Below are 17,005 nucleotides of genomic sequence, written 5' to 3' on the forward strand. Positions count from 1 at the left end.
GGGAAGAACTCAGGGCAACAAAATACAGAAATCAGGTCAAAGAGGTCAAGTTCAAATTATTAATCCATAATATAGACAGGTCTGTCTCTGTTTCAGTAATTATTCAAATGGGGATTTCTACAGAGCCAATATTATATTGATATCTAAAAATCAAGAGAGATTATGTTATATAGATAAACATCCTATTAGATTATGTGGTGATTGGGAGTAAACTTCTCTCAACATAACCTGACGGGGTGGGACCCGAGCGGGTTTATAATCGGTGGGGTACGATAATGGAGGCATAGGAAAGAATACCTATGCCTTCTCTATTAATCCTTATGTACTTAGAGAAATGAATCTATTTATAAGGTATAACTCCAAAATAGAATTATGAGTTATATCTATCTGATCGGAGCCATAATTTTTGAAGTCTTTGGCACCACCTGCATGAAATTATCTGATGGTTTTTCCAATATATTGCCTTCTATCGGTATATTCCTGTTTTACGGAATCAGCTTTGCCCTGTTTACTATTGCCCTGAAAGGAATAGACGTAAGCATAGCTTATGCAATCTGGGCCGGAATGGGGACCGCAATGATCACAGCTATTGGAATCTTCTGGTTCAAAGAGCCTGCCACAGCAGTAAAAATGGTATCCATAATGTTTGTAGTAATTGGAGTGGTAGGCCTCAATCTAAATTTGGGAGGACATTAAGCCCTCCACTAAAATTATTTATTGGCAACAAACCTGCGATATAGGCGTGCCTGGAAGCCATGATATTTGGAAAAACCTTCAGCATCCTGCTGGTCTATGACCTTGCTGTCAAAGGATACAAGGTCCTCGGAATACAAACCATTGGGTGAAGTCCTGGCCATAATGTAGACATTGCCTTTGTACAACTTCACGGTCACAGTGCCTGTAACACGCTGCTGTGTGGAGTCTATGAAGGCATTCAGGTCTTCGTACAGGGGTTCATCTACAAGACCCAGGTAGGCAAGTTCGGACCATTCAGCATCCACCATAGCCTTGAACTTGAGTTCAGAGCGGGTAAGCACGAGTTTTTCCAGATCCCTGTGGGCAGTCAGTAAAACTGTTGCTGCAGGGTGCTCATAATTCTCCCTGGCTTTCAATCCCAGCACACGATCCTCTATCATATCGGTCCTTCCGACACCATGGGATCCGGCAATCCTGTTCATCTCCTCGATAAGAGTTACACCCTCCATGGTTTTACCATCAAGGGATACTGGAACACCTGCCTCAAAACCGATTTCTATAGTCTGTGCATCCGGTGCCTGGGCCGGGTCGACAGTCCAGTTGTAGATATCTTCCGGCGGAATGTAACCCGGATCTTCCAGTTTGCCGCCCTCAATACTGCGACTCCAGATATTCTCATCGATACTCCAGGGTTTGGAAGATGTTACAGAGACAGGAATGCCATGGTTCTTTGCATACTCTATCTCCCATTCACGTGTTAGGTTCATATCACGCATAGGAGCCACTACGTCCATATCGGTAAGTCTGAATACAGCCTCAAATCTCAGCTGATCGTTACCTTTACCGGTACATCCATGGGCAAGCATTGTAGCCCCTTCCTTTTCTGCGATTTCCACGACCTTTTTAGCAATAAGGGGACGGGCAATGGATGTTCCCATTACATACCCTTCATAATCCCCGTTTGCCTTTATGAGAGGGAAAATATAATCATTTACAAATTCTTCCCTGACATCAAGGGTAAAATGCAGATCACTTATATTCTGGGCTTTTTCAGTAGCCTCTTTTACATCTTCCCGCGGCTGGCCTACATCCACTGCTACGGTTATTACTTCATCGCAATCGTATTTTTCCTTAAGTAACGGAACACATATTGAAGTGTCCAGACCACCTGAATAAGCCAGTACTGCCTTTTTGACCATTATTAATACCTCAACCTAAACAATAAAAAAGGAATAAAATCAACCGTCAACTTAATTGTTACGGCGGATCTCTTCATGATATTCGTTAATTGATTTAATCGTGCTGCTGCCCTCAGCCATCGCTTTAATGGCTTCAACTGAAGCACGTGCAGCCTGTATAGTTGTAATATATGGAACCTTGAAATCCACTGCTGCCCTGCGTATATGGTAACCATCTTTCCTGGATTGGCGGGATGTCGGGGTATTTATGATAAAGGCAACATCGCCTCTCCTGAGCATATCAATGACATTGGGACTGCCTTCATGCACTTTCATGACAGCCTCCATACTGATACCTTTATCGGAAAGATAGCGTGCAGTACCTTTTGTACCCATGAGTTCAAGTCCCATTTCCTGCAACCTGCGGGCAATTTCTACAATTGCTTCCTTATCTCGCTCCCTGATGGACAGGAAAACTTTTCCATTCAGCGGAAGGAGGTTATCAGCACTTAGCTGGGCCTTGAAAAATGCTCTCCCAAAGTCATAATCAATACCCATTACTTCACCGGTACTCTTCATTTCAGGGCCAAGCACAGGATCTGCACCGGGCAATTTGTCAAACGGAAGGAGGACTTCCTTGACAGAATAATGATTCAGTACGGGCTCTCTGTCCTGCAGGTAGCCAAGGTCACTGAGGCTGTGGCCGATGATAACCTGTGCAGCGATCTTTGCCAGGGGAATCCCGGAAGACTTTGATACAAAGGGGATAGTACGGCTGGACCTTGGATTTGCTTCCAGTACATAAACCTCGCCATCTTTTGTCGCCATCTGGATGTTTATAAGGCCCTTTACCTCAAGCGCCATAGCAATCTTTCTGGTATAATCCCGAACCGTTTCAAGGATTTTCTCAGAGAGATCATAAGGAGGGATCACACAGGCAGAATCACCGGAATGTACTCCTGCTTCTTCGATGTGTTCCATGATTGCACCGATCAGGACATCCTTTCCGTCACTCACAGCGTCCACATCGATTTCAACCGCACCCTCAAGGAAATCATCAATAAGGATGGGATGTTCGGGTGATACCCTGACAGCTTCTTTCATGTACCGCTCCAGATCTGCGGAATCATAAACGATTTCCATTGCCCTTCCCCCAAGTACATAGGAGGGACGTACAAGTACCGGATAACCAATATCAGTTGCAACCTTAAGAGCTTCTTTTTCGGATATCGCATAACCTGCATCCGGCTGATTGATTTTCATTTTTGCAAGACGCTGATTGAATTTTTCCCTGTCTTCTGCCACATCCATATTTTCAGGGGAAGTTCCCATTATCTTCGTCTTCAGGTCTGTGCGCCTGGCAAGTTCCTTTTGCAGGGGGATTGCAAGGTTAACCGAAGTCTGCCCACCAAATTGTACGAGCACACCGTCCGGATTTTCCCTTTCAATGACATTCATTACATCTTCAAGTGTCAGGGGTTCGAAGAACAACTTATCCGAAGTATCATAGTCAGTAGAAACCGTTTCAGGATTGTTATTGATTATATGGGCTTCTATATCTTCCTCACGTATGGCCTGGACTGCATGCACCGTACAGTAATCAAACTCTATTCCCTGGCCGATACGTATGGGACCGGCACCCAGAATCAGGATCTTCTTCCTGTCTGTGGGCTTACATTCACACATCGTTTCATAACATGAATAATAATAAGGAGTCTCTGCAGCAAATTCTGCCGCACATGTATCCACCATCTTGTAAGTGGAAGTGATGGCCCCGTCCCTGCGTATATTATTTATTTCTTCCCGGGTCTTTGAACAACATTTAGCTATCCTGCTGTCAGTAAATCCCATTCTCTTGGCTTTTAGAAGGAGATCGATATTTGCGTTTCCGTTTTGGAAAAGTTGTTCTGCAACCTGTGACTCCATATCTACAATATTTGCCATTTTTTGCAGGAAGAAATGATCAATACCCGTATACTCAGAAATTTGTTCAATGGAGTAACCTTTCTTCAGGGCTTCATAGATAACAAAAAGGCGTTCGCTTGTCGGTGTTTTAAGTAGTGTGATAATCTCCGGGTCATCCCTGCCTTTAATATCAAAGTCCATATCGTTATCCAGGGAACGGATGGCCTTTAGCATGGACTCTTCAATCGTCCTTCCGATAGCCATGACCTCACCGGTACTCTTCATGGCTGTGGTAAGTGTCTTGTCTGCAGTTACGAACTTGTCAAAAGGCCACCTGGGTATCTTTGTAACCACATAATCAATGGTTGGCTCAAAGGATGCAGGGGTTTTCTTTGTGACATCATTGAGGATTTCATCAAGTGTCATTCCCACAACAATCTTGGCGGTTACACGGGCAATCGGATAACCGGTCGCCTTGGAGGCAAGAGCCGAGGAACGGGACACACGGGGATTGACCTCCACTACACGATATTCGCCGTCCTTTGTTGCAAACTGGATATTACATCCACCTTCAATACCCAATTCCCGGATTATCTTGATAGCTGCGGTCCTGAGCATCTGGTGCTCTTCATCATTAAGTGTCTGGGAAGGGGTAACTACTATTGATTCACCTGTATGGACACCCATGGGATCAATGTTTTCCATATTACAGATAACAATGCAGGTATCATTAGAATCACGCATTACTTCATACTCAAATTCTTTCCAGCCCAGGACACTTTCCTCCACGAGTACCTGATTAATGCGGCTCAGCCGGATTCCCCTATCCACGATCTGCAATAGTTCTTCCTTTGTATGGGCAATTCCTCCGCCTGCACCTCCCAGGGTATAGGCCGGGCGGACAATAATGGGAAGACCAAGTTCATCTATCACTTCTTCTGCTTCCTGCAAAGAGGAAATAGCCTTGCTGCGGGGAACTTTTTCCCCGATGTTTTCCATGGTCTGCTTGAAAAGTTCCCGGTCCTCAGTATTTGTGATTGCATCAAGAGGCGTACCCAGCATCTCTACGCCGTATTTTTCAAGAATACCCAGCTCTGCAAGTTCACTTGTAACATTAAGACCCGTCTGTCCACCCAATCCGGCAATTATACCGTCGGGCCGCTCTTTTTCAATGATTTCACCGATTAGCGGGGCTTCCAGAGGTTCAATGTAAACAGAATCCGCCATCTCCGGATCTGTCATAATAGTTGCCGGATTGGAGTTTACAAGTACGACTTCAAATCCTTCTTCACGCAGGGAGCGGCAGGCCTGACTTCCCGAGAAATCAAATTCTGCAGCCTGTCCTATCATAATTGGACCGGAACCTATGAGCATTATCTTTTTTATGTCAGTCCTTATTGGCATCATTTATCGCCCCCTGCCATTTTGTAAATTTTGTCAAAGAATTGTTTTTCAGTATCCATTGGTCCCGGATGCGCATCCGGATGATATTGTACACTCAGGATATCAAGGTCCCGGTGTGCCACACCTTCGATCGTGTTGTCATTGGTATTGAGCTCGGTAGTGTATAGCTCGGTTGCCTCAAGAGAATCATTATCAACAGCAAATCCATGGTTCTGGGAAGTAATATGTACAATTGAGCTTGAAAGATCCTTTACCGGCTGGTTGGCTCCCCTGTGTCCGAATTTGAGTTTGTATGTATCTGCTCCCATAGCCCTTGAAATAACCTGATGGCCCAGACATATACCTGCAATGGGTAATTCCGATGCAAAATAGTTCACAGCCTTTGTGGCTTCTATCGCATTCTGTGGATCTCCCGGACCATTGGAAAGGAAAAGAAGATCAGGTTCATAATCACTTATTGCTGAAGCAGGTGTTGATGCAGGGACTACTGTTACATCCATACCTCTTGCAAGCAGGCTATCCATAATATGGGCTTTCATACCCAGATCAATAAGTACAATATGTTTTTTATCAGAGGTATCAATCTTGCTTTTTACACTATATGCTTCATTACATGTTACTTTGGAAATTAAGTCAATATCTGATATTTTGGGTTGCTCCCTTGCAAGCTGCACGGCTGCTTCGCCGTCATCACTTCCATTAATAAGGGCAGCTCTCATTGTACCATGCTCCCTGTTATTCAGGGTGAGCATCCGGGTGTCAACCCCGGCAATACCCGGTTTTCCCTCATCTTCCATGAGTTTGTAAATGGTGCGTTTTGAACTGTGATGAAAAGGGTCAGGACATGCTTGTCTGACTACAAGGCCTTCGGCCTTTACACCATCTGATTCAAAACATTCATCGCTGACACCATAATTACCAATAAGGGGATAAGTGAACATAAGGATCTGACCCTTATAGGAAGGATCACTTAGCGCCTCCTCATAACCGGTATATTGAGTAGTAAAAACGAGTTCTCCGCAAACTGTACCTTCGGCACCAAAACCGGTGCCTGTGACAATTGTCCCATCTTCCAAACCAATTACTGCACTCATCATCGGAACCTGCCTATACATGTAAAAAGTAGGCTATAAGTATTTCGATAGGAAAAAGAAAAGATTCATTCAAAGTGCAATTAGATATAAATATCAATTACATTTTTCTGAAAATTAATCTGGCCACCAGAAATAATATTATGCCAAGTACAAGCCCTCCGGCAAACAAAGCAAGATTATCATTCACCTTTCCCAACAATCCACCGGCGCCTTCATCCATGTTCTGATTGTTTTCGGAGGTTAATGCAACATCCTCATTCCCCGTTACGTCTACATTAGTGTCTTCTACATCAATACCGGAAACCTCATCTATGCCTTCAGGATTTGTCATTTCCAGCATCCAGAGATCAAAGGTTTCATTTGCTTTGGCTCCAAAGACTATTTTTTTACCGTAAGGGCTTACTACAGGAGAAAATTCAACTTTCCTGTCATCGGTAAGTAATTGTCTCTCATCATCTTCAGTATCAATCAACCAGAGATTGGTTTCCCCTCCACGATCAGAAATAAACACTATCATTTCACCTGATGGCAGGAAAAAAGGATCGACATCATTTGAAGTACCATGAGTAAGTTGCCAAGATGTATCAAGTTCTACGTCTGTCAACCATAAATTACCCTTAAAAGAGTAAATTACTTCGCTCCCATCAGGAGACCAAGAAGGCTTACCTTCATCTTCTGAAGTAAAAGTCAACTGCCTATGTGATTTGTTTGTTATATCCATTACCCAGACGTCATAATTACCCGCAATATTGGACCGATATGCAAGCATTGAACCATCCGGGCTGATTGAAGGTGAGCGGCGGTCTGCACCATCTGTTAATTGTGTAATATTGGACCCGTCAACATCCATCTTAAAAAGATTGATATAGGTAGAAGAATACGGTTTTCGGGATTCGGATGCAAAGTAAATTTCCTTACCATCTGCAGAAAAACAGGGATCTCCGTCCCATTTCATTCCATCATAAATAATATGTGGATCACTACCATCTGCATCCATTATCCAGATTGCCTGATCATTCATGTAAGTAATCTGCTTTCCATCAGGACTCCATGCGGGATAATGATAGTCACTGCTAAAGTCATCAGTGAGAGGATATATATCCGCAACCTCTATTCCGGCAAATACCGGTGTTGCGGAACAAATGATAAGGACCAGGCAAAAAAAAGCCATATGTCCCGTTTTCAGTATTTTCATCACTCTTATTAACTATTTATGTGTTCTTCAATCTTTTGCTTCAGGATGTCACTTACAACCTTTCCATCAACTTTTCCACGGAACTGGCCCATTACAATCCCCATAAGGGGACCAACAGCTCCCAATCCCTTTTCATTGACAAAATCAGCCCTTTCCCTGACAAGATTGGCTGCAAAGGATTCTATTTCAGAAGTATCTATACCTGAAAACCCAAGCTTCTCTAGGGCTTCATTTATACTTAAATCCGGTTTTTCAGCAAGCAGGCGTAGTAATTCATCAATACCTTCCTTGGCAATTTTGCCTTCTCCTATAGCATCAAACAAGGCAATAAAGTGATCATCCTGTAGTTTTTCGACATCAATCCCGTCTCTGCGAAGTTCAGGCAACCTGCCTGTAAAAGTACGTGCAACCAGAGTAGCACCTATTGAATCATTTAAAGCAAATCTATCCATAATTTTTTCAAAAAGGATCAGATACTTTGAGTAAACAATTTTTTCAGCAAGTTCATCGTTTAAATTGTATTCTTCTGTGAACCGTTTACTTTTATCAATAAGAAGTTCAGGGGTTTCAACGGATTCAAAGTAAGAAGAGGATATATCAATTACGGGAACATCCGTCTCGGGATACATACGTGAAGCACCCGGCAGTGGTCTCATGTATGCAGTATTTCCATCAGGCAGAGCCCGTCTGGTTTCCTCGGGTACAAATTCCAGGGCTTCCTGTGCTCTTATAAGTACACTTTCCATCGCACCGTGTGCCTTTTTGTAAGAATCGGCAACCAGTACAACTGCATCCCCATCAACAGCTCCGACAGCTGTTTTCAGGGATTCCACTTCATCTGCAGTGATGCCATATTTCGGGAGTTCGTCGGTATGGAAAATTCCACCCACACCAGAAGGTTTTGCCCTGTCTGAAAACTCCGTGCCAAGCCTTCTTCCCGGCTGCACTTCTTCTCCTATGATACCATCAAAACCGATTAACCTGATTGCAAGGACTTTTCCTTTTTTAAGCGCACGTTTGATAACCTTGGATTCGGTATCCCTGAACACATCAGTTACATCAAATATTTCATTATGTACGCCCGCACCCCTCTGTTGCAACATTTCACGGATACGTAACAGGTTAACCTGTCTTTCAACTTCAAGTTCTACAATGGTTTCGATCATATCCAGGGCCTGTACACCCTTAACCTCTACCCTTGCACCTTCAGCAATAGAGATATTCACATCCTGGCGGATGGTACCCAATCCCCTTTTGACCTTCCCGGTAGAGCGCAACAACATACCTATTACCTGGGCTGTTTCCCTGGCATGAGCAGGAGTTATTATATCGGGAGCAGTCCCAATTTCCACAAGAGGAATACCCAACCTGTCAAGGGAATAAACAATACTATCCTTTTTATCCTCTATCTTCTGGGCTGCTTCCTCTTCGATACACAGTACATCAACACCCACCTCATTCAGACTTGTGGGTATCGTTCCGTCATTTGCAAGAAAAGCAGTACGCTGAAAACCGGTTGTGTTGGAACCATCAACAACTATTTTACGCATTACATGAAGTTGCTCTACTGGTCGCATGTTCATTAGTTTTGCAACCACAAGGGCAATGTCCAGAGCCTCGGAATTCAGTTTGCGGGGTGGTTCCTCATCATATTCTACAAGACAGGTAGTATCATAGCCTTTGTAAATATACTTACGATTGACCCTGGTCTGTTCTACAGCCGCACGGTCTTTTTCGCCCATTTCACTTTCAGTGGCCCTTAAATACCTGTAAAATTCCACATTGGATTCTTCAGTTTCACGCAATGTAGTCGGGCACCTGCAAAACAGTTTTTCTTTTGAATCAAGCTGCTGGTGTATCTCCAGTCCGCACTTTAGGCCAAGTTCCCTGTAATAATCATCGTTGTTCATATGGATATCACCAAGATCTGCTAAACAAGAACATGTAAAGATATAAAATAGTTATTTTTCGATATCTGAGATTTGCTCTGTACCTTCTTTTCTTTTTTCCCATTTACGCCTTAATTTCACATCTTTAAGAGCAGGGCGCAGCTTTTCCATTTTCTCCTTTACTTTTTCCTGCAATTTTTCATCAATTTCCGGGAATTCGATATCAATGCGCTCCTTTGCCTTTTCTTCAGGCATTTCCAGAACTCTTGAATTATCTGGCCTTTTACGTTTGCCACTTACAAGCGCATCAATAGCATCTTCCCATTGTTTTGACCAGGGGGAATCAGGTATCGGGGAATGGCGTACACTATCTCTTCTCACTTCCATTACATTATCAGGACAGGCGTTTTCACAGGCACCACAGTAAGTGCAGAGATCATCCCTGGCGGCTATTTTCTGTCCGCTTTCGGGAATATACCAGAGATGGGAAGGGCAGACATTAAAGCAGGCATGACAACCTGTAGGATCACATTTGTTTATGTTTGCATCGATAAGCTTTAACTCACCCTCAAAAGGTTTGGTAATATCCACTGCATCATAGGGACAAACAATATCGCACCAACCGCATACCGTGCATTTCTCCTGATCGATCCGGGCACTACCCTCTATTACGGGTGCTTCCTCGCGTCTTGTCCCTTTCACCTCAATAGCATCTTCCGGACAGATATCTGCACACAATACACAGTAATCACACTGGTCCTCATCTACAAGTAGTTGCTCAAAAGGCATGGGATCCACCGGACCCGGTTCCTTTTCAAGTAACATGAAAGCATCACAAAAACGTGCACAAAGACCACAAAGTGTACACTTATTCTCATCAATGATGATCTCGCCCTCTTCACCCTCCTTGAAGGGGGCAATTTCCTCCTTGGTCTGCATTTCAATTTCGAGATCAATTGCATCCTCGGGACAGGTTGCTTCACAAAGCAGACATGGAAGACATTTTTCATTTATCGTTGCCTTTCCTTCCAATACAGGGAACAAGCCATCTTCCGGGAAATCACCTTCTGCAGACATCCGAAATGCATTTACGGGACAGAAGTTGGCACACATGGAGCAGAATGTGCATTTATCAAGATCCAGCATTACAGGAGGGGCATCCATTCCAGTGGCGATCTCATGTATAGGGCCTGCTTCAAGGGCCTCAGTGGGACATATCCTGACACAAAGGCCACAACCAACACACTTTTTGTAATCATAATCAAGTGTTCTGGTACCCTTATCGGTTTTTTGCCGATACAATATGTGACTGCCTTCAACATCCATTTCCTTTTCCACAGAAAGGGACTGCTCTACAGCACATTCTTCTTCCAGCTCCTCACTCATCTGTCAGCCTCCTCAAGTTCAGAGCCTATCGGACCTATTATTTTCAGGTAATCAACGAAATCTTCAATCGTATTGGCAAATTTTTCCCCTTCTGCAGCTGATATCCATTCAACACGCAACCTACCGGAATCAAAGCCTGCTTCCGTAAGAGCCTCTCCCAGATTTTCCATACGGCTTTGTGCATGATAGTTACCATGCACATAATGACATTCGCCGAGACGACAGCCGGCAACAAGTATGCCATCTGCACCCATTTCGAAGGCCTCCATCACAAAATCAGGATCTACACGGCCCGCACACATTACCTTTATAATTCTTACATTGGTGGGATACTGGATACGGGATGTTCCGGCAAGGTCCGCTGAAGCATAACTGCACCAGTTGCACAGGAATGCAACAATCAGGGGAAACTCATCTTTTACTTCCAGCGCTGCCTTTATCTGTGCCCTAACCTGTTCGTCGGTATGGTGATGCATTGAGATAGCATCCACAGGACAGGCTGCACTGCAGGTACCACAACCATGGCAGGAAACCTCATCAACAAATGCCTTGCCATTTTCGATTTTGATTGTACCGTAATCGCAAACATCAGTACAGACACCACATCCTATACAGGTATCAGAATCCACGTGAGCGCTTAAGGGATCCGTGCGAAGCTCGCCGGGCTGAAGCAGTCTCATAGCCCGGGATGCAGCCGCGCTGCCCTGTGCAATGGAAACCTGGATTTCTTTGGGCCCTGAGGCACAGCCTGCAAGGAAAACACCGTTGATATGTGAATCCACAGGTTTCATCTTGGGATGAGACACAGCAAAGAACCTGTCAGGCCGGTTTGCCATTTTCAGCATATTCCCAATTGGTTTTGCGGAAGAGTCAGCTTCCATACCGGTGGATAATATGACAAGATCGTACTTTTTTTCTTCTATTCTGGATTCCAGGGTATTCTCATACCGCAGGGAAAGGGAACCATCGTGTTCCTGCACAATCTCAGCTACTCGCCCCCTTACAAAATCCACCCCCTTTGCCTGGGTTTTGGTGTAATATTCTTCGTACATCTCTCCCGAGGCACGTATGTCAATATAGTGAATGGTTATTCGGATATCCGGATAGCGCTCTTTTAGCAACTGGGCATTTTTCATTGCTGACATGCAACAAACCCGGGAACAATAGGGATTTCCCACAGATTCATCCCGCGAACCCACACATTGTATAAATGCCACTTCCTCTGCAACCTCACCTGTTGAAGGACAGGTAACCCTGCCTCTGGTGGGTCCGGAAGCATTCAGTAGCCGCTCAAGTTCCATATTTGTAATGACATCGGGATATATGCCATACCCATACTCCTCTTTCCTGGATGCATCAAACAAGCGATATCCTGTGGCGATAATTATTGCTCCCACGTTCAGCTGGAATCGGGTGGTCTGCTGCTCAAATTCCACTGCATCTGCAGGACATGCCTGCGCACAGAGGCCACAGCCAACACAATAATCACTATCAATATATGCAACCTGTGGAACAGCTTGCGGAATAGGAATATTGATTGCCCGGGTTTTACCAAGTCCACTATCAAACCGGGAAGGAATTTCCACAGGACATACCCTTGAACATTCATCCACACAACCCTTACATTTTTCTTCAGACACATAGCGAGGCTGAGTGGTACCGGTAATCTCAAAGTTACCAACCGATCCTTCAATTGCGGTAATTTCGGAAAGAGTGTGAAGTTCGATGTCAGGGTGGTTAACAACTTCAGTCATCTTTGGGGCAAGGACACAGATGGAACAGTCATTTGTAGGAAATACTTCATTTAAAAGAGCCATCTTTCCACCAATCGTGGGCTCTTTTTCAATCATATGGACTTTATAGCCCGTATCGGCAAGATCCAGGGCTGCTTCAATTCCTGCCACGCCCCCACCTATTACAAGTACTTCCTTACTAACAGGTGTACTCTGGATCTTGAGGGGTTTCAGAAACTTCAGTTTTGCCACACCCATCTTGATAAGATCAAAAGCTTTCTGGGTAGCCATCCTTGGATTATCCATATGCACCCAGGAACACTGTTCCCTGATGTTAACAATCTCAAGAAGGAATGGATTGATACCTGATTTTTCCAGCACTTTGCGGAAAGTAGTTTCATGAAGTTTAGGAGTACAGGCTGCAACGAGTACACGTTCAACATTATGTTCTTCAATATCCTTTGCAATTTTATCCTGCCCGGAATCCGAACACATGAACTGGATATCGGATGCGACCACAACATCATCCAGGGATTCTACCTGTTTTAGAAGAGCTTCAATATCGACTACACCTGCAATATTGAGCCCGCAGTGACAAATGTATACTCCTATTCTCATAAAATGCCCCTTCGTGGCTCTCTGATTTCATCTTAGACATGATATACCTTTGGATAGAAAAACGGTCGTGTGGATTGTGTGAACACTGTGCACAAAAGAAATAATATAGAAGGAGAATATAACTAAATCATTGAAGGTGATCAATGATGGGACTGGGAAATTTTATCAAAGGACTTTTCGGCAAAGGCGCACCCACAATGTCAACGTCAGAGCCTGTTACGGAGACCATAAATACAAATCTCTATAAAGTTAATTCTCTGGCTTTTGAACAGGAAGTTGTAAAAGCAGAAACTCCTGTCGTTGTCGATTGTTTTGCAAAATGGTGTGCACCCTGTAAGAAAATGGCCCCTATGTTCGAAGAGGTAGCTGCCGAATATGAGAACCAGGTCAAATTTGTAATAATTGACCTCGATAAATCAAAAGATATTGCCAAACAATACCATGTAGTAGGGATTCCAACACTTTTGCTTTTTGACAAAGGGGAAGTAAAAGAAAAACTGGTAGGCAATACCACAAAAGATAAACTTAAAGCATCAATCGAAGAGGTATTCAAAATTAAATCTGAATGATTAAGGTGAAAAAACTATGGTCAGTCAAGAAGACAAAGTAAAAACAAAAAACTGGGTTACTAAATATGCTCAAAAGAAAGGGTACAAACTAAACCCCGATCCTGAAATGCTGGATCTGGTAATTGAGGGGCTGGCGAACAACAAAATAAAGTATGGCAAAGGTTACTGTCCCTGCAGAATACCTTCCGGGGATGAGAAGGAAGACAGGAAAATAATCTGTCCCTGCGTCTACCATGAGGATGAAATTGCAGCTGATGGTTCATGCCACTGTGATTTGTTCTTCCAAAACGAAGACAATGGTAAAAAAGAAGAGCAACAAAATGATTCAGAAGACTAAGATTTCCTTTTGTCCGTCAGAGTGGTGAAACAATGGCCAATGCGATGGAAATATACCAGCTTCTCCCAAAGACTAACTGCAAGAAATGTGGTAAATCCTCATGTATGGCCTTTGCTGCAGCCTTGCTTTCCAGGGAGAAAAATCTTGACGAATGTACTCCGATGCTGGAAGAGGAAAAATACAGTGAAAATTATACAAAACTTAAAGGCCTGGTTTCACCTGCAGAGCAAGCTTCAGAAACCGGTATGATTGTACATGAGGACAGATGCATAGGTTGTGGCAATTGTGTTGTCGCCTGTCCAGTAAATGTCGCAGAAGACCCTAAAGGTGCAGGTAGTGGAAATGCACCTACTAACGAAAGGGTGATCCTGAAAGTTGAAGACGGTATTGTACGTCTATCCAACGTGGAGGATTGCCGCAGATTCGGAGAGAACAAAAGACTTTGCAGCGGTTGCATAGTTACCTGCCCTACAAAAGCAATTGAATTTGTCTGATTTTAGGAGGGAGCCTTTGGAAAGAGAATACCATGTTTGTACAGGATGCGCCCTTTTGTGTGACGATATAGAACTGAGGGAAGTAGAAAACAAGACCATTGTAGATAGTGCCTGTCGCAAAGGGGTTGCCTGGATAAAAAATTGCCAGCATCCTTTAGAGTGTACTGTGGATGCAAAAGATGCCACAACCCAGGATGCAATTGAAAAGGCAGCTGAAATTCTGAAAAATGCCAAAAACCCCCTCGTATTCGGTATGGGAAATTCGAGTCTTAACGCCCAGGAAAAAGCTATCGAACTGGCAAAAAAAACCAATGCCTACATTGATGATACCTCGTCGTTCTGCCAGGGTCCTTTTGTTGAAGCAATTCTCAATGATAAAATCAAAAGTTGTACACTGGATGAGGTAAGGGACAATGCTGATGTAATTGTATACTGGGGATGTGATCCTTCAAATTCCCACCCCAGACACCTTTCTAAATATTCATATTTCCCCCGGGGAAAAATGCGCCAGAGGGGGTGGGAAGAAGACAGGACAGCAATAGCAATTGATGTACGCAAATCAGATACAGCAATAATATGTGAAGATAATTTTTACCGGATTCCTCCAAAAGCAGACGTCGAATTTGCCCAGGCTTTGACAGAAGCCCTATCCGGAAAGGTGCCAAAGGTAAACTTTGGTATGAAACCAAAAGAAATTCTTGAACTTGCAAACGTACTGAAAAAGGCAGAATTCGGTGTAATATTTGCAGGATTGGGGGTGGTCTATTCCATGCCTGACCTGTCATCAATGGAAAATCTTCTGGAAGCCCTGAACAAGAAGACGGATTTCCATCTGATGCCCATGGTCGGGCAGTATAACATGCGTGGATTTAACCACCTCCTGTTTGAAAAAACAGGCTATATTAACAGGGTAAGTTTTGAAGGGAAAAAAACAGATCATGGGCCCCAGTGTTCAGTTGTGGAGGTTTTGAAAGGGAAAAAGGTCGATGCTGCTCTTATCATCGGTTCAGACCCCCTTTCAAGCCTGCCCGGAAGTATAGCCGCAAATCTCAAAGAAATTCCAACTGTTGTAATTGACCCCTGCAAAACCTTCACTTCCCAGATTGCAAATGTGACAATCCCGGCAGCTGTTACTGGTGTGGAATGCAAAGGGGAAGCAATTCGGATGGATGGCGTCAAAGTAGAACTAACACAAATGAAAGAATCGGATAAAATGACCGATGCAGATATCATTGAAAAAATAATGGAGGTCATATGATGGGTTTTGATCAGTTCCTTTCATCTCCTGAAATGGAAATCATCATTATCACTCATCGTGATATCTTCCAGAGTGCAGCAAATAGTGATAGCCGTTTTTCAGATGATTATGCAAACCTCACAGCAATAATCCGTCTTGATAAGCAGGACATGAAAAAAGCTGGACTGAAGGAAGGCAATCTTGTAACTATTGAAAGCAGTGCAGGGAAAGTAGTTGTAAAAGCCCTCCAATCCACCTATGAAGAACCACATCCTGGCACCGCTTATATGGTAAATGGACCCTGGGTAAATGCACTTGTATCTGCTGAAACAAGCGGCACAGGAGTACCTTCATTCAAGTATATAGAAGCAAAAATGATAAAATCAAAGGAAAGTTCAATAACTTCCTTTGAATAATTCAGACAAGTTCCCGGGGCTGTTTATGTTCCGGTAACACTGGCAGGGGCATTGTATTTATAAGGACAGGGGATTCCACTTCCTTTGCCCTTTCAAGCAGCATTTCCTTACCCTTTTGTGTTAATGCAAAAAGAGGTACTGCCGTACCTACCTGTGCAAGGGGTTTTATTAATTCCCGTATCTGGCGGGAAGCACACCCTGTCGTAATGTCCACATGCTGGAAAAGTTCCATTGCTTCCTCTTTTCCCAGACCGGTAGTATGTGCCGCAATGATTAGCAGGTCCAATTCACCTTCAGCTTCAAGTTGTCTCAGGCGTGCTGCATTTTCGGAATGGACCACAGTGACTGCAATTCTCTTGTATCCCAGTTTAGCTGCCTTCAATAAGCCTCCCTCCGGGTTTATTTCAGCAGTTGATGGATCCAATACAATTCCACCCTTTTCTGCAATACCATTAATTATGACATCAATGGGTTCTGTTTCAATCAGTCCTGAGATACGGGCACCCATTCCCTGTACAAGTTTCGGGTTGTTCGTGATCACAGTACCCGCTCCGTCGCACACGGTGACAGTAGTATCAAGCATGTCCCGGTTCAGGCCGGTCATCATGACTTCAGAAGCACCGAATCCTACGAAAACATCCTGCTCCAGTTTCCTTTCGGGTGTGAAAAGACCAAAATCCTTTATCCGAAATTCCATATTTTCTCGCGCAGCTTCTGGAGTAATTTCCTTAATTCCACGCACCTTATCAAAAATGGGACACCATTTTACGGTAGGCTCCCCAACCTCGATGACTTTGCCATCTCTTACAACAATCCGGGTTTTTCCCAACAATTCCATTACATGCGGCATATTT

Annotated in this window: 14 protein-coding genes and 1 pseudogene; 7 read left to right on the top strand and 8 right to left on the bottom strand. The window is 43.8% G+C overall.

Features of this window, described 5'->3' with window-relative positions:
* Together BKM01_RS08640 and BKM01_RS08645 are read left to right on the top strand one after the other, a co-directional pair.
* Positions 1 to 140: pseudogene (locus BKM01_RS08640) on the top strand (IS5/IS1182 family transposase); the annotation flags it as partial.
* 232 nt (positions 141 to 372) lie between these two features.
* A complete protein-coding gene (locus BKM01_RS08645; protein ID WP_072357708.1) occupies positions 373 to 696 on the top strand; it encodes a DMT family transporter in 324 nt (107 codons plus the stop codon).
* A gap of 14 nt (positions 697 to 710) precedes the next feature.
* On the opposite strand, the gene BKM01_RS08650 is transcribed toward BKM01_RS08645, so the two are convergent.
* The 7 genes from BKM01_RS08650 to hdrA2 form a co-directional block, all read right to left on the bottom strand.
* Positions 711 to 1,895, bottom strand: coding sequence for an argininosuccinate synthase (locus BKM01_RS08650; RefSeq protein WP_072357711.1), 1,185 nt, complete (start codon positions 1,893 to 1,895; stop codon positions 711 to 713).
* Between the two features lie 51 nt (positions 1,896 to 1,946).
* On the bottom strand, positions 1,947 to 5,183 hold the full coding sequence (gene carB, locus BKM01_RS08655) for a carbamoyl-phosphate synthase large subunit (RefSeq protein WP_072358312.1): 3,237 nt from the start codon (positions 5,181 to 5,183) through the stop codon (positions 1,947 to 1,949).
* The gene (carA, locus tag BKM01_RS08660; RefSeq protein ID WP_084006214.1) at positions 5,183 to 6,280 is read right to left on the bottom strand and encodes a glutamine-hydrolyzing carbamoyl-phosphate synthase small subunit; all 1,098 of its coding nucleotides are present in this window, start codon (positions 6,278 to 6,280) and stop codon (positions 5,183 to 5,185) included. Before carA ends, carB begins: the two co-directional genes overlap by 1 nt.
* 94 nt (positions 6,281 to 6,374) lie before the next feature.
* The gene (locus BKM01_RS08665) at positions 6,375 to 7,472 is read right to left on the bottom strand and encodes a TolB family protein (protein WP_072357716.1); all 1,098 of its coding nucleotides are present in this window, start codon (positions 7,470 to 7,472) and stop codon (positions 6,375 to 6,377) included.
* 8 nt (positions 7,473 to 7,480) lie between these two features.
* The gene (gene gatE, locus BKM01_RS08670; RefSeq protein ID WP_072357719.1) at positions 7,481 to 9,382 is read right to left on the bottom strand and encodes a Glu-tRNA(Gln) amidotransferase subunit GatE; all 1,902 of its coding nucleotides are present in this window, start codon (positions 9,380 to 9,382) and stop codon (positions 7,481 to 7,483) included.
* A gap of 51 nt (positions 9,383 to 9,433) precedes the next feature.
* Entirely contained in the window at positions 9,434 to 10,747 is a 1,314-nt protein-coding gene (locus BKM01_RS08675; protein ID WP_072357722.1) for a 4Fe-4S binding protein, read from the bottom strand.
* Positions 10,744 to 13,098 (bottom strand): CoB-CoM heterodisulfide reductase HdrA2, encoded by a 2,355-nt coding sequence (gene hdrA2, locus BKM01_RS08680; protein ID WP_072357724.1) that lies wholly within the window; start codon positions 13,096 to 13,098, stop codon positions 10,744 to 10,746. The genes BKM01_RS08675 and hdrA2 overlap by 4 nt, the downstream gene beginning before the upstream one ends.
* A 143-nt stretch (positions 13,099 to 13,241) precedes the next feature.
* Between hdrA2 and trxA the strand changes: the two genes are divergently transcribed.
* The 5 genes from trxA to BKM01_RS08705 are packed head-to-tail and all read left to right on the top strand — an operon-like array spanning position 13,242 to position 16,151.
* Positions 13,242 to 13,667, top strand: coding sequence for a thioredoxin (gene trxA / locus BKM01_RS08685; RefSeq protein WP_084006215.1), 426 nt, complete (start codon positions 13,242 to 13,244; stop codon positions 13,665 to 13,667).
* Between the two features lie 16 nt (positions 13,668 to 13,683).
* Positions 13,684 to 14,004 (top strand): ferredoxin-thioredoxin reductase catalytic domain-containing protein, encoded by a 321-nt coding sequence (locus BKM01_RS08690; RefSeq protein WP_072357727.1) that lies wholly within the window; start codon positions 13,684 to 13,686, stop codon positions 14,002 to 14,004.
* 32 nt (positions 14,005 to 14,036) lie between these two features.
* On the top strand, positions 14,037 to 14,498 hold the full coding sequence (locus BKM01_RS08695) for a (Fe-S)-binding protein (RefSeq protein ID WP_072357730.1): 462 nt from the start codon (positions 14,037 to 14,039) through the stop codon (positions 14,496 to 14,498).
* A gap of 16 nt (positions 14,499 to 14,514) precedes the next feature.
* Entirely contained in the window at positions 14,515 to 15,756 is a 1,242-nt protein-coding gene (locus BKM01_RS08700; RefSeq protein ID WP_072357734.1) for a formylmethanofuran dehydrogenase subunit B, read from the top strand.
* Positions 15,753 to 16,151, top strand: a complete 399-nt coding sequence (locus tag BKM01_RS08705; protein WP_327078525.1) for a molybdopterin dinucleotide binding domain-containing protein — start codon at positions 15,753 to 15,755, stop codon at positions 16,149 to 16,151. The genes BKM01_RS08700 and BKM01_RS08705 overlap by 4 nt, the downstream gene beginning before the upstream one ends.
* 1 nt (position 16,152) lies before the next feature.
* Here BKM01_RS08705 and BKM01_RS08710 read toward each other — a convergent pair whose 3' ends face one another.
* Positions 16,153 to 17,001, bottom strand: a complete 849-nt coding sequence (locus BKM01_RS08710; RefSeq protein ID WP_072357740.1) for a methanogenesis marker 8 protein — start codon at positions 16,999 to 17,001, stop codon at positions 16,153 to 16,155.
* Between the last annotated feature and the right edge of the window lie 4 nt (positions 17,002 to 17,005).

The organism is Methanohalophilus portucalensis, assembly GCF_002761295.1.
Classification (GTDB): Archaea; Halobacteriota; Methanosarcinia; order Methanosarcinales; family Methanosarcinaceae; genus Methanohalophilus; species Methanohalophilus portucalensis.